The sequence below is a fragment of the Paracidovorax anthurii genome (genome assembly GCF_003269065.1).
Classification (GTDB): Bacteria; Pseudomonadota; Gammaproteobacteria; order Burkholderiales; family Burkholderiaceae_C; genus Paracidovorax; species Paracidovorax anthurii.
Genome location: NZ_QLTA01000010.1, coordinates 35,519 through 51,905, shown reverse-complemented (window position 1 = coordinate 51,905; position 16,387 = coordinate 35,519). Strand labels below are relative to the sequence as shown.

General features: G+C 68.6%; 12 protein-coding genes. 4 read left to right on the top strand and 8 right to left on the bottom strand.

Annotated elements, in window-relative coordinates; translation table 11 throughout:
• Nucleotides 1-75: 75 nt before the first annotated feature.
• From AX018_RS07155 to AX018_RS07145, 3 genes are all read left to right on the top strand, one after another.
• The gene (locus AX018_RS07155; protein WP_111876618.1) at nt 76-591 is read left to right on the top strand and encodes a TRAP transporter small permease; all 516 of its coding nucleotides are present in this window, start codon (nt 76-78) and stop codon (nt 589-591) included.
• Between the two features lie 24 nt (nt 592-615).
• Nucleotides 616-1,899 (top strand): TRAP transporter large permease, encoded by a 1,284-nt coding sequence (locus tag AX018_RS07150; protein WP_111876617.1) that lies wholly within the window; start codon nt 616-618, stop codon nt 1,897-1,899.
• 288 nt (nt 1,900-2,187) lie between these two features.
• A complete protein-coding gene (locus AX018_RS07145) occupies nt 2,188-3,723 on the top strand; it encodes a methyl-accepting chemotaxis protein (protein ID WP_281269539.1) in 1,536 nt (511 codons plus the stop codon).
• Between the two features lie 165 nt (nt 3,724-3,888).
• Here AX018_RS07145 and AX018_RS07140 read toward each other — a convergent pair whose 3' ends face one another.
• Nucleotides 3,889-5,205, bottom strand: a complete 1,317-nt coding sequence (locus AX018_RS07140) for a tetratricopeptide repeat protein (protein WP_111876615.1) — start codon at nt 5,203-5,205, stop codon at nt 3,889-3,891.
• 96 nt (nt 5,206-5,301) lie between these two features.
• Nucleotides 5,302-6,624 carry a glycoside hydrolase family 18 protein gene (locus AX018_RS07135; RefSeq protein WP_111876614.1) on the bottom strand — a complete coding sequence of 441 codons (1,323 nt, stop codon included), beginning with the start codon at nt 6,622-6,624 and terminating at the stop codon, nt 5,302-5,304.
• Between the two features lie 174 nt (nt 6,625-6,798).
• Here AX018_RS07135 and AX018_RS07130 point away from each other — a divergent pair, with 174 nt between their 5' ends.
• Entirely contained in the window at nt 6,799-7,926 is a 1,128-nt protein-coding gene (locus AX018_RS07130) for an esterase-like activity of phytase family protein (RefSeq protein WP_111876613.1), read from the top strand.
• Nucleotides 7,927-8,356: 430 nt separating this feature from the next.
• Here the strand turns inward: AX018_RS07130 and AX018_RS07125 are convergent, their stop codons facing one another.
• From AX018_RS07125 to AX018_RS07095, 6 genes are all read right to left on the bottom strand, one after another.
• Nucleotides 8,357-9,472 (bottom strand): acyl-CoA dehydrogenase family protein, encoded by a 1,116-nt coding sequence (locus tag AX018_RS07125; protein WP_111876612.1) that lies wholly within the window; start codon nt 9,470-9,472, stop codon nt 8,357-8,359.
• A gap of 138 nt (nt 9,473-9,610) precedes the next feature.
• Nucleotides 9,611-10,816: an acyl-CoA dehydrogenase family protein gene (locus tag AX018_RS07120; protein ID WP_111876611.1), complete on the bottom strand. Its 1,206-nt coding sequence runs from the start codon at nt 10,814-10,816 to the stop codon at nt 9,611-9,613.
• Nucleotides 10,817-11,031: 215 nt separating this feature from the next.
• A complete protein-coding gene (locus AX018_RS07115) occupies nt 11,032-11,475 on the bottom strand; it encodes a hypothetical protein (protein WP_111876610.1) in 444 nt (147 codons plus the stop codon).
• Between the two features lie 105 nt (nt 11,476-11,580).
• The gene (locus tag AX018_RS07110; protein ID WP_211322387.1) at nt 11,581-11,982 is read right to left on the bottom strand and encodes a barstar family protein; all 402 of its coding nucleotides are present in this window, start codon (nt 11,980-11,982) and stop codon (nt 11,581-11,583) included.
• 38 nt (nt 11,983-12,020) lie between these two features.
• The gene (locus tag AX018_RS25175) at nt 12,021-12,983 is read right to left on the bottom strand and encodes an RHS repeat-associated core domain-containing protein (protein ID WP_170146200.1); all 963 of its coding nucleotides are present in this window, start codon (nt 12,981-12,983) and stop codon (nt 12,021-12,023) included.
• On the bottom strand, nt 12,980-16,363 hold the full coding sequence (locus tag AX018_RS07095) for a DUF6531 domain-containing protein (RefSeq protein ID WP_111876608.1): 3,384 nt from the start codon (nt 16,361-16,363) through the stop codon (nt 12,980-12,982). The genes AX018_RS25175 and AX018_RS07095 overlap by 4 nt, the downstream gene beginning before the upstream one ends.
• Nucleotides 16,364-16,387: the final 24 nt, after the last annotated feature.

Below are 16,387 nucleotides of genomic sequence, written 5' to 3'. Positions count from 1 at the left end.
GCGAGCGATGCCCGGCCCGCCCGGGCGCTGCCGCTTCCGCCCTCCGCCCGTCCTGTTCCTTCTGATTCCCCTCCCATGCTCCGACGTTTCGAGCGCGCTCTCGTGGCCTGCAACCGCTGGCTGCTCATCCTCCTGCTGCTGGCCATGGCCTGCATCGTCTTCGCCAACGTGGTGCTGCGCTACACCACGGGAGACTCCATCGTCTGGGCCGAGGAGGTGGCGCGCCACCTGATGATCTGGGGCACGTTCCTGGGCGCGGGGCTGGTGCTGCGCTTCGGCGGCCACGTGGCCATCGACAACCTGCACCCCATGTTGGGCGAGCTCGGCGCGCGGGTGCTGCGCGGCGGCATCGTGGCGGCGCTGGGCGTGTTCTTCCTCGCGATGGCGTGGTTCTCGGTGCAGTACGTCTGGGCCACGCGCTTCCAGACCACGCCGGCCACCGACATCCCGTTCGCCTGGATCTACGCGGCCATGCCCGCGGGCTTCCTGCTGCTCTTCGTGCACCTGCTGTTCATGGCCCGCGGCTACGTGCGGGACGGGCGCTACGTGGAGTCCGACGAGATGGACGCCGAATCGGCGGCCTCGCTGTGATGGCCGACGCAAGGACCTGACGCCATGGCCATCACCCTCTTCGTTGCCGCCATCGTGCTGATGGCGCTGGGCTTTCCGGTCGCCTTCGCGCTTGCGATGTCGGCCTCCATCGCCGTCTTCGTGGGCGGGCGCTATCCGCAGCTCATCGTCTTCAAGGAGATGTTCACGGGCATCGACAGCTTTCCGCTGATGGCCGTGCCGTTCTTCATCCTCGCGGCCGAGATCATGTCGGGCGGCGCGCTCACGGTGGTGCTGCTGCGCTTCGCGGCGCAGTTCGTCGGGCACCTGCGCGGCGGCCTCGGGCACGCCAACATCCTCTCGCTCACGCTCTTTTCGGGCATCTCGGGATCGGCCCTGGCCGACGCGGCCGGCCCGGGCTCGATGATGGTGAAGATGATGGACAAGGCCGGCTACTCGCGCGCCTACGCGGCCGCGCTCACGGCCAGCACCGCCATCGTGGGGCCGATCATTCCGCCCTCGATCATCATGATCATCTACGCGCTGCAGGACGAGCAGGTCTCGGTGGGCGCGCTCTTCATCGCGGGCTTCGCACCGGGCATCCTGATCGCGCTGGCCATGGCGGTGGTGAACTGGCGCGTGTGCGTGCGGCGCGACTACCGTTCGCGCGAGCCGCGCCCCACGGGGCGCGAGATGCTCGCCAACAGCGTGCGCGCCATTCCCGCGCTCATGCTGGTGGTGCTGATCCTGGTGGGTATCCGCTTCGGCATCTTCACGCCCACCGAGGCCTCGGTGGTGGCCGTGTTCTATGCGCTGGTGTGCGGCAAGTGGATCTACCGCACGCTGGAGTGGAAGGCGCTGCCGCACATCGCCGCGCGCTCGGCGCTGCTCACGGCCTCGGTGCTGCTGGTGGTGGCGGCCTCGGCCGCGTTCGCCTGGGTGCTCACCATCGAGGGCATCCCGCAGCAGCTCGCGCAGACCATCGTGGGCTGGGACCTGTCGCCCGTCACCTTCCTCGTCGCGGTGAACATCCTGCTGCTGCTCTTCGGCATCTTCATGGAGCCGCTGCCGGGGGTGATGATCCTCGTGCCCATCCTCGCGCCCATCGCCAGCGCCCTGGGCATCGACCCGATCCACTTCGCGATGGTGGTGATCGTGAACCTCACGCTCGGCATGATCACGCCGCCCGTGGGCGGGCTGCTGTTCGTGACCTCGGTGGCCACCAAGGTGCCGCTGGCCGCGCTCACGCGCGAGCTGCCGCCGTTCCTGGTGGCGCACCTGATCGTGCTGGCGCTGCTCACCTTCGTGCCGGCGATCTCCACCTGGCTGCCGCACGCGCTGGGGTTCTGATACGGCTTCGCAATCAAAAAGAGAGCAGCGTTGCTTCGCCTGGCCGTGCTGCGGCACCGTCTGCGGCTTCGCGCCCTGTTCTCTCTTGGATGGCAAACCCGCATGAGCGCCCGCGGTGCAGGCGCTGCCGGTGCCGCGGGCCGGGAGACGCCGGCGGGTTTGGATACATTGCGAAGGGCGTTCCATCGCATGGCGCGAGCCGGGTGATGGCACTGCGCTGCGCCTCGCAGGCGTTTCCCGCCGGACCCGGCCCCTTTCTTTTTTCACACCATGCCGCTATTCAAAAATATGACATTGGCACAGAAGCTGGTCACGCTCGTGGTCTTCTTCCTGATCATTCTGCTGCTCGTCGGGCTCACGGGCCTTTCGCAGTTGCGCTCGATGAGCACCGCGCAGCGCGAGATGTACACGGGCACCGTCGTGCCGCTGCGCAAGGTGGTCGATGGCGGGCGGCAGGCGGCGGTGCATTTCCGGCGCATGTACCCCTACATCCTCAAGACGGATGCCAAGTCCCGTGCCGAATCGCTGACGCTGAACCAGCAGTCGGAGCAGGCCGTGCTGGACGCCATCGTGTTCCTGCGCCAGGAAGGCGCCAGCCCGGGGCTGCGCGAGACGGGGCAGAAGCTGGCGGACACCTGGGCCGGCTACAAGGCTTCCACGGCGAAGATCCAGGCGGCCGTGGAGGCCGGCAACCCCGAGGCGGCCATGGGCGAGCTGAATGCTTCCACCGACCGCCTGCATGTCGATGTGCGCAATCTGCTGCTGGAGGCCGGCAAGCAGCAGGAGCAATTGGCCCGCGACGACACCGAGCGCGTGGCGGCCTCCGTGGACCGCACGTTCTGGATCGTCTCGCTGTTGATCGGGCTGGGCGCGCTGCTGGGGGCCGTGCTGGGCTGGTGGCTGATCCGCTCGGTCCTGCGCCAGCTCGGCGGCGATCCCGCGCAGGCCGCGGCCCTTTCCCGGCAGATCGCCGAGGGCGATCTGCGCGAGACCTTCGTGGCGCAGGCGGGGGATAGCTCCAGCCTGATCCACCACCTGTCGGCCATGCGCCGCCAGCTCGCGCAGGTGATCGGGCAGGTCCGGCAGTCGGCGGAGGCCGTGTCCCAGGCTTCTGCGGAAATCTCCGCCGGCACGAACGATCTGTCGGCCCGCACCGAGCAGCAGGCCGCGGCCCTGGAACAGACGGCCGCATCGATGGACAACCTGGGGGCCACTTCGCGCCAGAACGCCGATGGCGCCCGGCAGGCCAATCAGCTGGCGGTGAGCGCGAGCACCGTGGCCGTGCAGGGCGGGGACGTGGTGGCCGAGGTGGTGCAGACCATGCGGGGCATCAACGAGTCCAGCCGCAGGATCGCGGACATCATCGGCGTGATCGATTCCATCGCGTTCCAGACCAATATCCTGGCGCTCAACGCGGCGGTGGAGGCCGCCCGTGCCGGCGAACAGGGCCGGGGGTTCGCCGTCGTGGCCAGCGAGGTGCGCTCGTTGGCCCAGCGCAGCGCCCAGGCCGCCAAGGAGATCAAGGACCTGATCGGGGCCAGCGTGGAGAGGGTGGAGCAGGGCTCGCAACTGGTGGACAAGGCGGGGGCGACCATGGCGGAGGTGGTGTCCGCCATCCAGCGGGTGACCGATCTGGTGGGCGAGATCAGCGCCGCCAGCAGCGTGCAGAGCGACGGCGTGGCCCAGGTCGGCGAGGCGGTGGCGGTGATGGACCGGAGCACGCAGCAGAATGCCGCGCTGGTGGAGGAGAGCGCCGCGGCGGCCCAGTCGATGCGGCAGCAGGCGGCGCAGCTCGTGCGGGCCGTGGACGTGTTCCGCACCTGAGCGCCGGTGGGGTACGAGGCCCCACCACCCCCGTGCCCGCCAGCGCGGGCAACGCGGGCTCATACGGGTTTGCAATCAAAGAGAGAACAAGGCGCGAAGCTGCAGACAGTGCAGTCGCACGGCAAAGCGAAGCAACGCGGTTATCTTTTTGATTGCGAAGCCGTATCAGACGCCCCGGCGTGCCGTCACGAGGAAGCCCTGCACGGGCTCGTTGTTCTCGTGGCGCAGCACGAGGTCCTCGATCTCCACGGTCTGGAAGCCGGCCGCCCGGCACACGGCCTGGGCGTGGCTGCGCTTGTGGGCGTAGCGGCCGCTGGGCTGCAGCACCATGTCGGGGCCGTCCTCGGGCGCGGTTTCGCACGAGAACATGAAGTCGCCCTGGGCCACGAGCAGGCGGTGCGCGTCGGGCACGGTGTCGGTAAGGTCGCCCGCGTAGATGAACACGTCCAGCGCGGCCACCAGGTCGTAGATCCCGTCGGGCGTGTCGCGCAGCGCGTCCAGCAGGTTCACGTGGTGGAAGCGGTCGTACACGTTGTGGCGCGCGGCCTGCTCGATCATCTTCATGGAGATGTCCACGCCGATGAGGAAGCCGTCGATGCGGCCCAGGCACACGCCCAGCAGGCCGGTGCCGCAGCCCAGGTCGAGGACGTTGAGCCGCTTGTCGGGGAAGCGCGCGAGGATCTTGTCGCCCGCGATCTTGGGAAGCCTGTACTTGAGCCCCGCGACCATGTGCTGGTCGTACAGGCCTGCGAGGCCGTCGAACAGGCCGCGGTGCAGCTCCGGCGGCTGGTGGGGCGGCGTCACGCCGTGCGCGATGGCGGTGTAGTAGGCCACGACGGAATCGCCGGGCGCGATCTCCAGCAGCGCGGTGGTGTCGGCCACGGCGCGCGCCGGGGTGCCGGCGGCGATGTAGGTCTTCACGCGGCCCAGGCGGGCCTCGGCGTTCTGCGGGTGCTCGTCGATGAGCGCGCCCCAGGCTTCCAGGGCCTCGGCGTGGCGGCCCAGGTCGCCCAGGTCGCGCGCCAGCAGGCGGCGCAGCTGCACGTCGCCCGGCACCAGTTCCAGGCCCCGGCGCAGGTGGCGGATGGCCATCTCGAGGTGGCCCGCGCGGTGCGCGATGTCCACCACGCCGGCCAGCACGATGGGGTTGCCGGGCTCCAGCGCGGCGACCTTCTCGGCCAGTTCCACGGCCTCGGTGAACTGGTTCTGGCGCGCGAGCAGCAGGGCCAGCTCCAGCAGGCCCGGGCCCCAGTCGGGGGAGATGGCGACGGCGCGGCGCAGGGCCTCGAAGGCCTTGGTGACGTTGCCGGACTTCTCGGCCATGGCGCTGGCCAGCAGGAACACGCGCGGGTCGTTGGGGATGTTCTTCTGGGCCTTGTTCAGCGTGAGCGCGGCCTGCTGCAGTTCGCCGCGCTCGATCTGGTCGCGCGCGGTTTCGAGGTGTTGGCGATTGGGGTCGGTGGAGGTGGCGGTGGCGCTCATGTCTCGTGCAGAAGTCAAAAAGCCGGGCGCGGGGCCCGGCTGCAAGGGGTGTGGCGGGATTATCCCGGATTCGCTCCGGCCCGCCCGCCCGCACTGTCAGCGCGAGCGTGACAGTTCGTCACCCACGGCCTGCACGAGTTCGCCGCCGTCGCCCGACAGCTCCCAGAACATCATGCCGCGCAGGCCCGTGAGCTTCACGAAGCGCGCCTTCTCGCGCAGGACCTGCTCGTCGTCGAGGGTCCAGAACGTGGTGCCGTCGAAGAGCCAGGCCGCGCGCGACCAGGCATCCCAGTGGCGCGTGAAGCCGGGCTTGGCGCGCACGGTCTTGACGTCGTCGATGCCGGTCTCGTAGGTGCCGGCGGGCAGGCCGGTTGCCGCCTGGTAGAGGCCGTTGCCCGTGGGCGTCACGCCGCTCCAGCCGCGCGAGTAGAGCGGCGCGCCCACCACGATCTTGCGCGGCGGCACGCCGGCCCGCAGGTAGCGGCCGACGGTTTCCACCACCGACAGCTCCTGCGCCCGGTCCGGGTCGCGCGGGCTGGGCGCGAGCGCGGCCTGGTGGTTGGTGCGGCTCTCCCACGAGCCGTGCAGGTCGTAGGTCATGAGGTTGATGAAGTCCACCGTCCGGGCCACGGAGGCCAGCTCGATCTTCGCGCTGTTCTGCGGCCCCGCGGGCGCGGCGATGGTCAGGCGCAGCGCCGGGTCGATCGCGTCGAGCTGGCGGCGGAACTCCTGCAGCAGCAGGGTGAAGTTGGCGGTGTCCTCGGGGCGCACGGTGTTGCCGGGCGCGCCCTCGGCGGCGGGGTATTCCCAGTCGATGTCGATGCCGTCGAACACGCCGGCACCCGCGCCGTCGCCCTCCGTCTCGCCACCGATCCGGCCGTGGATGAAGAGGTCGATGCACGACTTCGCGAGCGCGCTGCGCGACGTGGCCGTGAGCGCCGCGTCGGAGAACCACTTCGAGCCGTTCCAGCCGCCCAGCGAGATCAGCACCTTGAGCTGGGGATATTGGTGCTTGAGCGCGCGCAGCTGCTGGAAGTTGCCGCGCAGCGGCTGGCTCTCATCCACCGCCACGCCGTCCGCGCTTTCATCGGCCGTCCAGGGCCGCTGCACGTCCGCCCAGGCATCGCCGAGCTGGCAGCCGATGGGGCCGGTGCCGTCCGCCTGCGCGGGCTGCACGTTGCCGAAGGCGTAGTTCAGCGTGGTGATGCGGGGCAGTGCGCCCTGGGTGGCCAGGCTTTTGGCCGTGTAGCCGCGGGCATAGATGCCCCAGGACGTGAAATAGCCCACCACCTCGCGGGTGGTGGTGGCGGACTCGGCGGTGGAGGCCGCCAGGCTCTCGGGCCGGGGCGGCTGGCTCCAGGCCTGCGTGGCGGTCCATGCCAGACAGGCGATGCCCAGCGTGCGGATCCAGGATGTCATGTGCGGTGCTCCTCGTGTAGACGTGACAGGGGCCTGCACTCTGGACAGGGCACGGCGTGGCGTCAATGCGGTGGCGTGCATGCATTGCTGCGCTTGACACCGGGGTTGGCCGCAACGGATGTGTCACGCAACGGGTTTAAGGTCGGCCTTCCCGCACATTTCCAGACCCCCTCCATGCTCGGAAACCTTGCCTCCGCCGGCGCCCTCGCCCTGCTGCTGTCCGCCTGCGGTGGCAGCGACGGCGGCACCCACGACATCCAGGTGCGGCTCATCGGGGAGCAGCGGGTGGCCAACACCCTGCAGGTGGACGGCACCCTGGTGGGCGGCCTATCGGGCATCGACTTCGATCCCCGCACCAACACCTGGGTGCTGCTGAGCGACGACCGCTCCGACAAGAATCCGGCGCGCTTCTACACCGCCCGCCTGCAATACGACCTGTCGTCCTTCGCGCCGGTGCAGTTCGTGCGCGGCACGGCGCTGCGGCAGGCCGACGGCAGCACCTATCCCGGCCGCGCCACGGCCGCCGCCGGCCAGACGGTGCCGGACCCCGAGGCCCTGCGCGTCGATCCGCGCGACGGCAGCCTGTGGTGGACCAGCGAGGGCGACCGCAGCCTGGGCCTGGACCCGTTCGTGATGCACGCGGACGCGGGCGGCCGCGCCATCGCGGCGCTGCCCCTGCCACCGGCCTTCAAGGTGTCGCCCACGGCGCAGGCCGGCACGCGCAACAACGCGGCCTTCGAGGGGCTCACGCTGTCGGCCGACGGCGAAACCCTCTGGGCCGGCATGGAGGCGCCGCTCTACCAGGACGGCCCGCTGCCCACCCCCACGGCCGGGGCCACCGCGCGCCTGCTGCAGTACAGCCGCTCCGGGAGCGTGCTGCGGCAGCTGGCCTACCCGCTCGATCCCATCCAGGGCGTTCCGGGCGCGGGCAAGAACGCCGACAACGGCCTCTCGGAGATGCTGGCCGTGGATGGCAACCGCTTTCTCGTGCTGGAGCGATCGGGTGTGCAGGGCAGCGACGACCGCTACCGCATGGACATCCGCCTCTACGAGGTGGACACGCGCGGCGCGAGCGACGTGGCCGGCATCGCGTCGCTGGCGTCGGGCACGTTCACGCCCGTGCGCAAGCGCCTCGTGGTCCACCTCAACAGCCTGGGCCTGTCCACCGTGGACAACATCGAGGGCATGGCCTGGGGCCCCCGCCTCGCCAACGGCCACCGCAGCCTGGTGCTGGTGTCCGACAACAACTTCAGCGACGCGCAGGTCACCCAGTTCCTGGCGTTCGAGGTGGTGGCGGAATAGGCGCGAAGCAACCGCACGGGAGAGGGCACTTCAGTTTTTTATGGTGCAACGGCATCGCCCGCGATGCATGAAACCGGCGCTGAGCTTCCCGTCCGATGGCCGCGGAGCAGGCCATGCCAGCGGACGCCATGGAGCGGGTCTGGCCCGGCCACCGGCGTTGTCCCCCTTCTCACAGCGCGCAGCGCTGTGGGAGACGTGAGAAGGCGCGAAGCGCCACAGGGGGAACTTCAGTGATTCACAGTGCCGCGCGTTCACCGCGGCGCACGTTACTGGCGCTGCCTCATTCGTCCGATGGCCGCGGAGCAGGCCATGCCAGCGAACGCCGTGGAGCGGGCTTTGCCCGGCCACCGGCGTTGTCCCCCTTCCCACAGCGCGCAGCGCTGTGAGAGAAGGGGGAAGGCGCGCAGCGCCACAGGGGGTTGTTGTCGCATCATGCGAACACGCCCGCCGTGTCCTGCATGCGCGCGGAGACCTCGCCCAGGTGGTGCAGCGTGTCGCCCCAGGCGATCTCCAGCTGCGTGAGCTTCTTGAAGTAGTGGCTGCCGATGTATTCGTCGGTCACGCCGATGCCGCCGTGCAGCTGCACCGACTGCTGGCCCACGAAGCGCATCGACTGCCCGAGCTGCACCTTGGCGCGTGCGAGGGCGCGGCGGCGCTCCTCCGGCGGGGCACCGAGCTTGAGGCTCGCGTAATAGCTCATCGATCGCGCCAGCTCCAGCTGCATCTTCATGTCGGCCACGCGGTGGCGCAGCGCCTGGAAGCTCGCGATGGGCACGCCGAACTGCTTGCGCTGGTTCATGTAATCGACGGTGAGCGCGATGGTCTGGTCCATCACGCCCACGGCCTCGGCGCAGGCCGTGGCGATGCCGATGTCCACCGCCAGCTCCAGCGCAGCGAGGCCGTCCCCGGCGACCAGCGTGGCGGGTGCGTCGGTGCACTGCACTTCCGCCGCGCGGCTGCCGTCCTGCGTGAGGTAGCCGCGCGTGGAGACACCCGGCGCGGTGCGCGGGACGAGGAAGAGGGCGATGCGCCCCTGCCACTGCGCCGGCACCAGGAAGGCATCGGCCTGGTCGCCCGCGGGTACTATGCTTTTGATAGCAGAAACCGTATATTTTTCGGCGACTCCCGAGGCTTTTGCCTCGCAAACATCAAGCCGGTGGCGCGCCTTGCGCTCCTGGTGGGCCAGCACCACCAGCGCCTCGCCGCTCGCGATGCGCGGCAGCCAGTCGGCCTGCACGGCCCCGGGCGCGCAGTGCGCGAGCACGCCGGAGGCGACGAAGGCCTGCGCGAGCGGCTCCAGCACGATGCCCCGGCCCAGCTCCTCCATGGCCACCATCGCATCGACCGCGCCCAGCCCCAGGCCGCCATGCGCCTCGGGCACGGTCAGCGCCGTCAGTCCCAGCTCGGCCAGCTCACCATACGCCGCGCGGTCGAAGCCCCCCGCCGCCACGATGCCGCGCCGCCGCTCGAAGGCATAGCCCTTGTCCACCCAGCGCCGCACCGCATCGCGCAAAGATTGCTGGTCCTCGGAAAAATCGAAATCCATGGTGTGTCTCCAAAAGCCGGCCAGTGCAGGGCGCTCGCGCACCCCCTTCAAAGACCAGCGAAGCTCATGCGAGAACCCCCTCGCGGAGGGGGCAAGGGGGAGCCGTCCTGTCGCGCACCGCGCGGACCGTGCAGGGCGTCAGCCCAGCACGGTCTGCGCGACGATGTTTCGTTGCACCTCGTTGCTGCCCCCATAGATGGTGGTCTTGCGCAGGTTGAAGTAGGTGGAGGCCAGCGGCGCATCGGCCACCGCGCCGCCCGGGAAGCCGCCGAGCGCGCCGGCCGCGGCATCGCCCTGCCAGCCGGCTTCCATGGCCTCCTCGATGAAGGGCAGGGCATAGGGGCCGGCCGCGAGCATCATGAGTTCGGCGTAGCGCTGCTGGATCTCGCTGCCGCGGATCTTGAGCAGGCCCGCGATGTCCAGGGAGTTCTTGCCCGATTTCTCGGCCGAGAGCACGCGCAGCACCAGCATCTCCAGCGCGACGATGTCCACCTCCAGCAGCGCGATCTGGTCGCGAAAGCGCGGGTCGTCCCACACGCCCTCGGCCTTCGCGATGCGCTTCAGGCGCTCCAGCTCGCGCTTGCTGCGGTTCACGTCGGCGATGTTGGTGCGCTCGTGGCTGAGCAGGTGCTTGGCGTAGGTCCAGCCCTTGTTCTCCTCGCCGATGAGGTTCTCGGCGGGCACCTCCACGTTGTCGAAGAAGACTTCGTTGACCTCGCATTCGCCGTCCAGCAGCTTGATCGGCCGCACGGTGACGCCGGGCGACTTCATGTCCAGCAGCAGGAAGGAGATGCCCGTCTGCGGCTTGCCCTCGCTGCTGGTGCGCACGAGGTTGAACATCCAGTCGCCGTACTGGCCGAGCGTGGTCCAGGTCTTCTGGCCGTTGACGATGTATTTGTCGCCGCGGCGCTCGGCGCGGGTCTTGAGGCTGGCCAGGTCCGAGCCCGAGCCCGGCTCGCTGTAGCCCTGGCTCCACCAGACCTCGCCGCTCGCGATGCCGGGCAGGAAGCGCTGTTGCTGCTCGGGCGAGCCGAAGGCCATGATGACGGGCGCCACCATCACCGGCCCGAAGGGCACGATGCGCGGCGCGCCGGCCAGGGCGCATTCTTCCTCGAAGAGGTGCTTTTGCACGGCGGTCCAGCCCGGCCCGCCGAATTCCCGGGGCCAGCCGAAACCCAGCCAGCCCTGCTTGCCGAGGATCTTCGCCCAGCCCTGCAGGTCGTCCCGCGTGAGGCGCAGCGCGTGGTGCACCTTGTGCGCGGTCTCGGGGGGCAGGTGGCTTCGGACCCAGGCGCGAATGGTTTCGCGGAAGGCCTGCTCTTCGGGGGTGAATGCAAGATCCATGCGGTGTCTCCGTGTGATGACCGGCAGGCCCTCCGCGCCGCGATCAACGTCCCTGGAGGAGGGCGCCGGATGCGGCGGGACGGGCCTGCCGATGCGATGCCGGTGGTTGTAGCACGGTCGTGCTTTTTGCTCGTGTCCGGGGAGCGACACCCCTGGGCGGGCGTGGCGTTGAACGAGGGCGAATCCGCAGGGATGGACGGGCCGGCCACCGGCCATCAGGGCCTGGATTGGCTCAACTCTTCCAGAATGGCCCAGCGGCCGCCCTGGCAGGCGCCGATCAGCAGGGAGATGGGGCTGGTGTACTGCCGAAGCACCGAGTAGCGGCTGGCGGTCACCCGCACACCGGCTCCCTCGGGGGTGAACGCCACGGCGGAATAGGTGCTGTAGTCGCCCTTCTCCCGGGCCAGGGGCATGGCATCGCGGATCATCTGCTGGTAGCGCGCGGCGGGCACTTCAACGGCGCGCTGCTGCCCGTTCGGATAGATCCGGACATTGCGGATGCGCGCGGTGTCGCAGTAGAGGTCCGCGATGCCGGGGTCGAACGAGCGCTCGCGGGACTGGTACTGGGAGAAGATTGCCTCGGCGGGCGCCGTGGATTGGGCCCCGGCGGGATGGCAGGCCAGGAGGGTGGTGGCGAGAATCGCGAGGGGGAGTTTCATGGTTGGAATTTCTTCACTTCACGCGTGCGCCAAGCAGCGGCATTGGGGATGTATGCAGACCTTCTTCAGGTCCCATCCAATGGCTTTGTTGCACAAAGCCCTATCTCACGTTCCCCGCAATTTCGCCACAGTTTTCTCTGCCTCCAGTGGGAAAACGATGCGAAGGTCGTGATCGACGTATGCCCACTCGGAAGGTGGCTCGGCAGCATTCGGTCGTGCGATTTCCGCCCAATCGGCAAGCACCGTCTGAAGTACTTCCAAGTAAATACGGCAATCCGCAGGAGTACCCTGCAACGGGAGGTCGTTATGCAGAATCACAACCTCCTTTTGGCTGATCCAACTGAGATCACGCAGGCAGTCTTCCAAGGCATCCCAGTTTCCGCCAAAGTATTCAGGGAAGTGGCCTGCACTTGCCAGAACTGCCAGCAATTCGGTCTTGGAGCCAATCCCCGCAGGGACTTTCAGTATGAAATGGTCTTCATTGAAGATGGAGTTCTGCGACTCCACATACTCGAATGCTCTCTGTGTAACCATTTCTGCCTCGATTACGGATTCATCCGGATAAACGTACCGTAGTGATCCGGACTATAGAAAACTTCTCCACCCTGCCCGGTCACGATGCGCTGGGGACCAGGACCATTAACGCCTGGCGTCGGATGCACGTACTCCGTGTAATACCCACGCGGTTGTTGCGGTAGCAGCCCTTCCTTGTTCCCGAACACCGAGCCATCGTTCCGATGAGGGAAACTCTTGCCGGCAGCAATGCGCTCAAGCGTTGGCTTCAGATCGACGGTGCCTTGCAGCACATTGCCTGTCGCGCGGTCCGTCACTTTCACGCCATTGATGAACCGCGCCTCACCGGCAGCCCCCTTCGCCGCCAACGCACTCCCCCGATACGCCGCGATCCCCGCCCCCATGCCCCCCGGAATCCCGGGCAGGGCCGTGGCGGCGGCGTCCACCGCGATGCCCACGCCGTCTATCGCGGCGCCGCTCCAGTTGCCCGCGCGGACGTTGCCCACCAGGCTCTGGAAGCCCAGCGAGAGGTTGAAGGCGTCCCATACCGTTTCCGCGATCTTGCCGTCGGGGTCCACGTAGCGGTAGGGGTTGTTGTTGCCGTAGGCATAGCGGTTGAAGCTGTGCGGCTGCTCGGGCACGACCTCCTTGGGGTCCATGCCCGTGAACCGGCCCAGCAGGGGCATGTAGTAGCGCGCGCCCATGTAGGTCAGGCCGGTGGAGGGGTCATGGGGCTTGCCCATGAACCAGAGCCGGTTGCCGGCGCTGGCGGCGTCCGCCTGCTGGCGGTAGCCGTAGGGCAGGTAGTTTTCCTTCCAGACGACGGCGCCGCCGGCGTCGGTGGCCAGCAGGGGCGTGCCGGCCATGTCGTTGTGGAAGAAGGTGACCGTGACGGCCTGCGCCCAGGCGCCGCCCGCGCCGACGAGCAGCGTGGCGAGGAGCGCCAGGCGGCGCAGCAGGCGGCCCCAGGGGCCGACGAAGGATGCGGGGTTCATTGCGTGCTCTCCTTCTGCGCGATGCGCTTGCCGTGGAGGTAGATGTATTCCGTCAGCTTTCCGGGAGTGCCGGGGGTGTAGTCGGCCAGCAGGTTGCCGTGGACACCGTGGAATTCATGGGTCCTGGTGGTGCCCCGGAGGATCGTGGTGCGCTTCTGGTCGCCGTCGTACTCGAACTGCACGCGCGCGTCGGGATTGCCGCAGTCGATGCACCGCAGGTTGGGAACGGCGTCGTACTGGAAGGTCCGGCCCGCGCCGGCGACGAGGTTGCCGGTGGCGTCGTAGGCGTAGGTGGTGGAGAGTTCGCCGGGCACGGCGTTCAGCGCGGTGAGGCGGTTGCTGCCGTCGTACTGGTAGTTGAGCTGCTCGCTGCCGACGCGCTGGCTGGTGATGTTGCCGGAGCCGCTGTAGGCGATGGTGCCGCTGCCGTTCGGGGTGGACAGGGTGGTCAGGCGGTTCACGCCGTCGTACCCCAGCATCCGGGTGTACTGGGGATCGACGGAGTCGCTGATGCCCATGAGGTTGCCGGCGCCATCGTAGGTGTAGGCCGACTGGTGGAAGTAGCTCCCGGACCGGGAGGTGGCGAAGGAGCTGGCCCAGAGCCGCGGGTGCTGCCCGTAGTCCGACTGGACGCCATTGGCATAGGCGATGCGCTGGATCTGCCCCGAGGGCCAGTACGCCACGCTGTTGACGTAGCCGGACACCGAGGTGGGCCGGCCCAGGCCGTCGAGCCCGTAGGTCACCGTGCTCCCGGAGCGGGGGTAGGTGATGGACGTCAGGCGGTCGTTGCCGTCGTAGCCGTACCGGGCGCTCCACGAGATGCCCGCGGTGTTCAGGTTTTCCTGCACGATGTTGCCATTGCCGTCGTAGGCGAAGCTGCGGCTGGCGTCGGGGGACGAGGTGTTCATCAGCCGGTGGGCGCCGTCGTAGGCATGCGCCACGTTGCCGGTCGATCCCGGATAGGTGATGGACCGCAGGCGGTTCTGGCCGTCGTAGGTGTAGGCAATGGTGCCCAGCGTGCCGGCGCTGCGCGAGGTCATGTTGCCCGCGGCATCCCTTCCGTAGCTGGTGGTTCCGCTTTCGGGGTGGGTGGCGGACGAGAGGTAGTAGTTGCCGTTGTAGCCGTAGCTGCGCATCACCCCCGCCTGGACGATGTCCGTGACGAGGTCGCGGCTGTTGCGGGCGATGGTGAGGTTGGTGGCGGGCTCCGCGGTGGAAACCGCCATCAGGAACCGCCTGTCGGGGTCTCCGTAGGCGCGGTAGACGTGCGTGGTGGCCTTGCCGCGCTCGTCCGTCACCGTCTGCGTGCCCGCGCCGTAGCTGATCATGCGCGCCGTGCCGTCGGCGTTCGCGATGCGCACCGGGCGGCCGAGCACGTCGTACTGGTAGGCCGTGCCCGCGCTGGTGCCGGGGTTGGATTCGAAGACCTTGCGGCCCAGCGCGTCCACCGCGAAGGACCGGACGATGCCGCCGGTGTTGATGGAGATCGCGTTGCCGAAGCCGTCGTACTGGGTGGTCTCGGACAGCATGCCGCGGCCCACGATCCGGGACGCGGCGCCGTACGAGAGGGTGACGGGGTTGCCCGTCGGGTAGGCCACGGAGATGAGCCGGTTGAGGCCGTCGTAGGCGTAGCCGAAGGTCTGGCCGCCGCCATTCGTCTCGGAGGTCACGTTGCCCGCGTCGCTGACCGTGCGGGAGATCGAGATCCCCTCGGGCTGCTGCTCCGCCTGGGCGATGCCGCGCTTGTAGGAGCCGTAGGTGTGCGTGACGCCGCGGGGGAAGGTGGTGGAGGCGATGTTGCCCTGGCTGTCGTAGGCATGGCGGGTGGTGACGCCGTCCCGGGTGATCGACGTCATGTTGCCGTTGGCATCGAAGGTCCGGGAGACCTGGGCGCCCGAGCGGTTGTCGTTCTGCAGCTGGTGGAGGATCCACTTGGATGGATTGACGTAATACGTGAGCTGCGACGTGCGGTTGCCCGATTGCGGCCCCGATTCGGTCACCGTGCCGGGGTTGCCGTAGCCGTCGAAGCCCGAGTAGCTGGTGGTGTGCGAGGCGCCGTCGCGCACGATGGTCTTCTGGGTGAGCAGCGGGGCGTTGACCTCGCCCGCATCCACCTTGAGCACGAAGGCCCCGGGGCGGAAGTTGTTCTCGCTGGAGATCTTCTGTTTGCCCCAGGTGTAGGTCTCCGTCTGCAGGCCGCCGATCGCCTTGGAGGCCAGCAGCCCCACCATCCACACCGTGCCCGAGCTGGAATAGTTGGGGCCGATGTGGCGATAGACCGTGGTGCCGTCGGGTGCGTTGACCGTGGTGGTGTCGTAGCTGCCGGGCGCGCCCGGCGCGTAGCTGAACGACCACGTGCCGCCGGTGCTGCGCGTCTTGCCGGTCACCACGGTGGAGCGGCTGGCGGGGTTGGCCTGGTTGTCGAAATAGACGAAGCCGTAGGTGTAGGCGATGCTTCCACCCTCCGGATGCATGACGCGGCGGACCACGTGGCTGCCCGGGGCGCTGTTCAGGTTGCCGTTGTACTCGTAGTTCCAGGCGGTGCCCCCGGGCCGGGTGACGGCGGTGAGGTGGTACTTGCCGGTGTATCCGCTGATGGCCTGGTAGCCGTAGCTGAACGTCTGCCCGGCGCTGGAGATGGCGGTGATGCGGCGGCTGGCCAGGCCGCTGTCCGCGTACGAGAAGCCCACGGAGCGCCCGTCGCTGGTGGTGACGCCGGAGATCTGCGGGGAGGCCTCCGCGGCATAGGCGATGGTGGCGGAGTTGCCGTTGCGGTCCGTGATGCGGGTGGTGAACCAGGCATAGACGGGGTTGACGCCGGAGCCCACGTTCACCAGCTGGGTCATCTGGTACTGGGTGCCGCCGGGCGAGGTGACCAGCAGGCCGCCGGCGCCCGAGGTGATGCAGTCCGCGCGCCACCGCTGGGTCGTCAGCATCAGGGGCGACGTGCTGCCGGTGAAGGCCAGCAGCTGCCGGCTGCCGTCGGGCAGCTCCAGCACGGGGTTGTCGGCGACGCTTTGCGCGTTCTTGTTCCCGCAGAGGGTGGTTTCCCGGCTTTTCAGCACCCTGCCGAAGTGGATGTTCCAGCCCACGCCGGCCAGCGACTCATGCGTGGCGGGGTTGGTGGGCTCGACCGATGCGCTGTTGTAGGAGCGGATGATCTTGAGGTCGAACTTGCCGTTGCCCGGCAGGTGCATGTCCACGTAGTGGAGCTGCAGGGACCCGGTGAACGGATCGACGTGCTCGCCGAAGCCCTGGTTGACGTAGTCCCTGTTGGGGTAGATGCCCGGGTCCTTGTAAAAATCGGGTATCACCTCCTGGGCCGCGATCGCGAGCGGCACAGCCCACAGCGCGGAGAAAACCGCATCCCTCGTCCTCATCTCGTGTCCTTGTTCCGTCGAATG

Bases quoted from the DNA above. Each gene is read 5' to 3' on its own strand.
- AX018_RS07115 (WP_111876610.1), bottom strand. From the start codon at position 11,475: ATGAAACTCCCCCTCGCGATTCTCGCCACCACCCTCCTGGCCTGCCAT.
- AX018_RS07095 (WP_111876608.1), bottom strand. From the start codon at position 16,363: ATGAGGACGAGGGATGCGGTTTTCTCCGCGCTGTGGGCTGTGCCGCTC.
- AX018_RS07145 (WP_281269539.1), top strand. From the start codon at position 2,188: ATGACATTGGCACAGAAGCTGGTCACGCTCGTGGTCTTCTTCCTGATC.
- AX018_RS07140 (WP_111876615.1), bottom strand. From the start codon at position 5,205: ATGAGCGCCACCGCCACCTCCACCGACCCCAATCGCCAACACCTCGAA.
- AX018_RS07130 (WP_111876613.1), top strand. From the start codon at position 6,799: ATGCTCGGAAACCTTGCCTCCGCCGGCGCCCTCGCCCTGCTGCTGTCC.
- AX018_RS25175 (WP_170146200.1), bottom strand. From the start codon at position 12,983: ATGAACCCCGCATCCTTCGTCGGCCCCTGGGGCCGCCTGCTGCGCCGC.
- AX018_RS07135 (WP_111876614.1), bottom strand. From the start codon at position 6,624: ATGACATCCTGGATCCGCACGCTGGGCATCGCCTGTCTGGCATGGACC.
- AX018_RS07120 (WP_111876611.1), bottom strand. From the start codon at position 10,816: ATGGATCTTGCATTCACCCCCGAAGAGCAGGCCTTCCGCGAAACCATT.
- AX018_RS07125 (WP_111876612.1), bottom strand. From the start codon at position 9,472: ATGGATTTCGATTTTTCCGAGGACCAGCAATCTTTGCGCGATGCGGTG.
- AX018_RS07155 (WP_111876618.1), top strand. From the start codon at position 76: ATGCTCCGACGTTTCGAGCGCGCTCTCGTGGCCTGCAACCGCTGGCTG.
- AX018_RS07150 (WP_111876617.1), top strand. From the start codon at position 616: ATGGCCATCACCCTCTTCGTTGCCGCCATCGTGCTGATGGCGCTGGGC.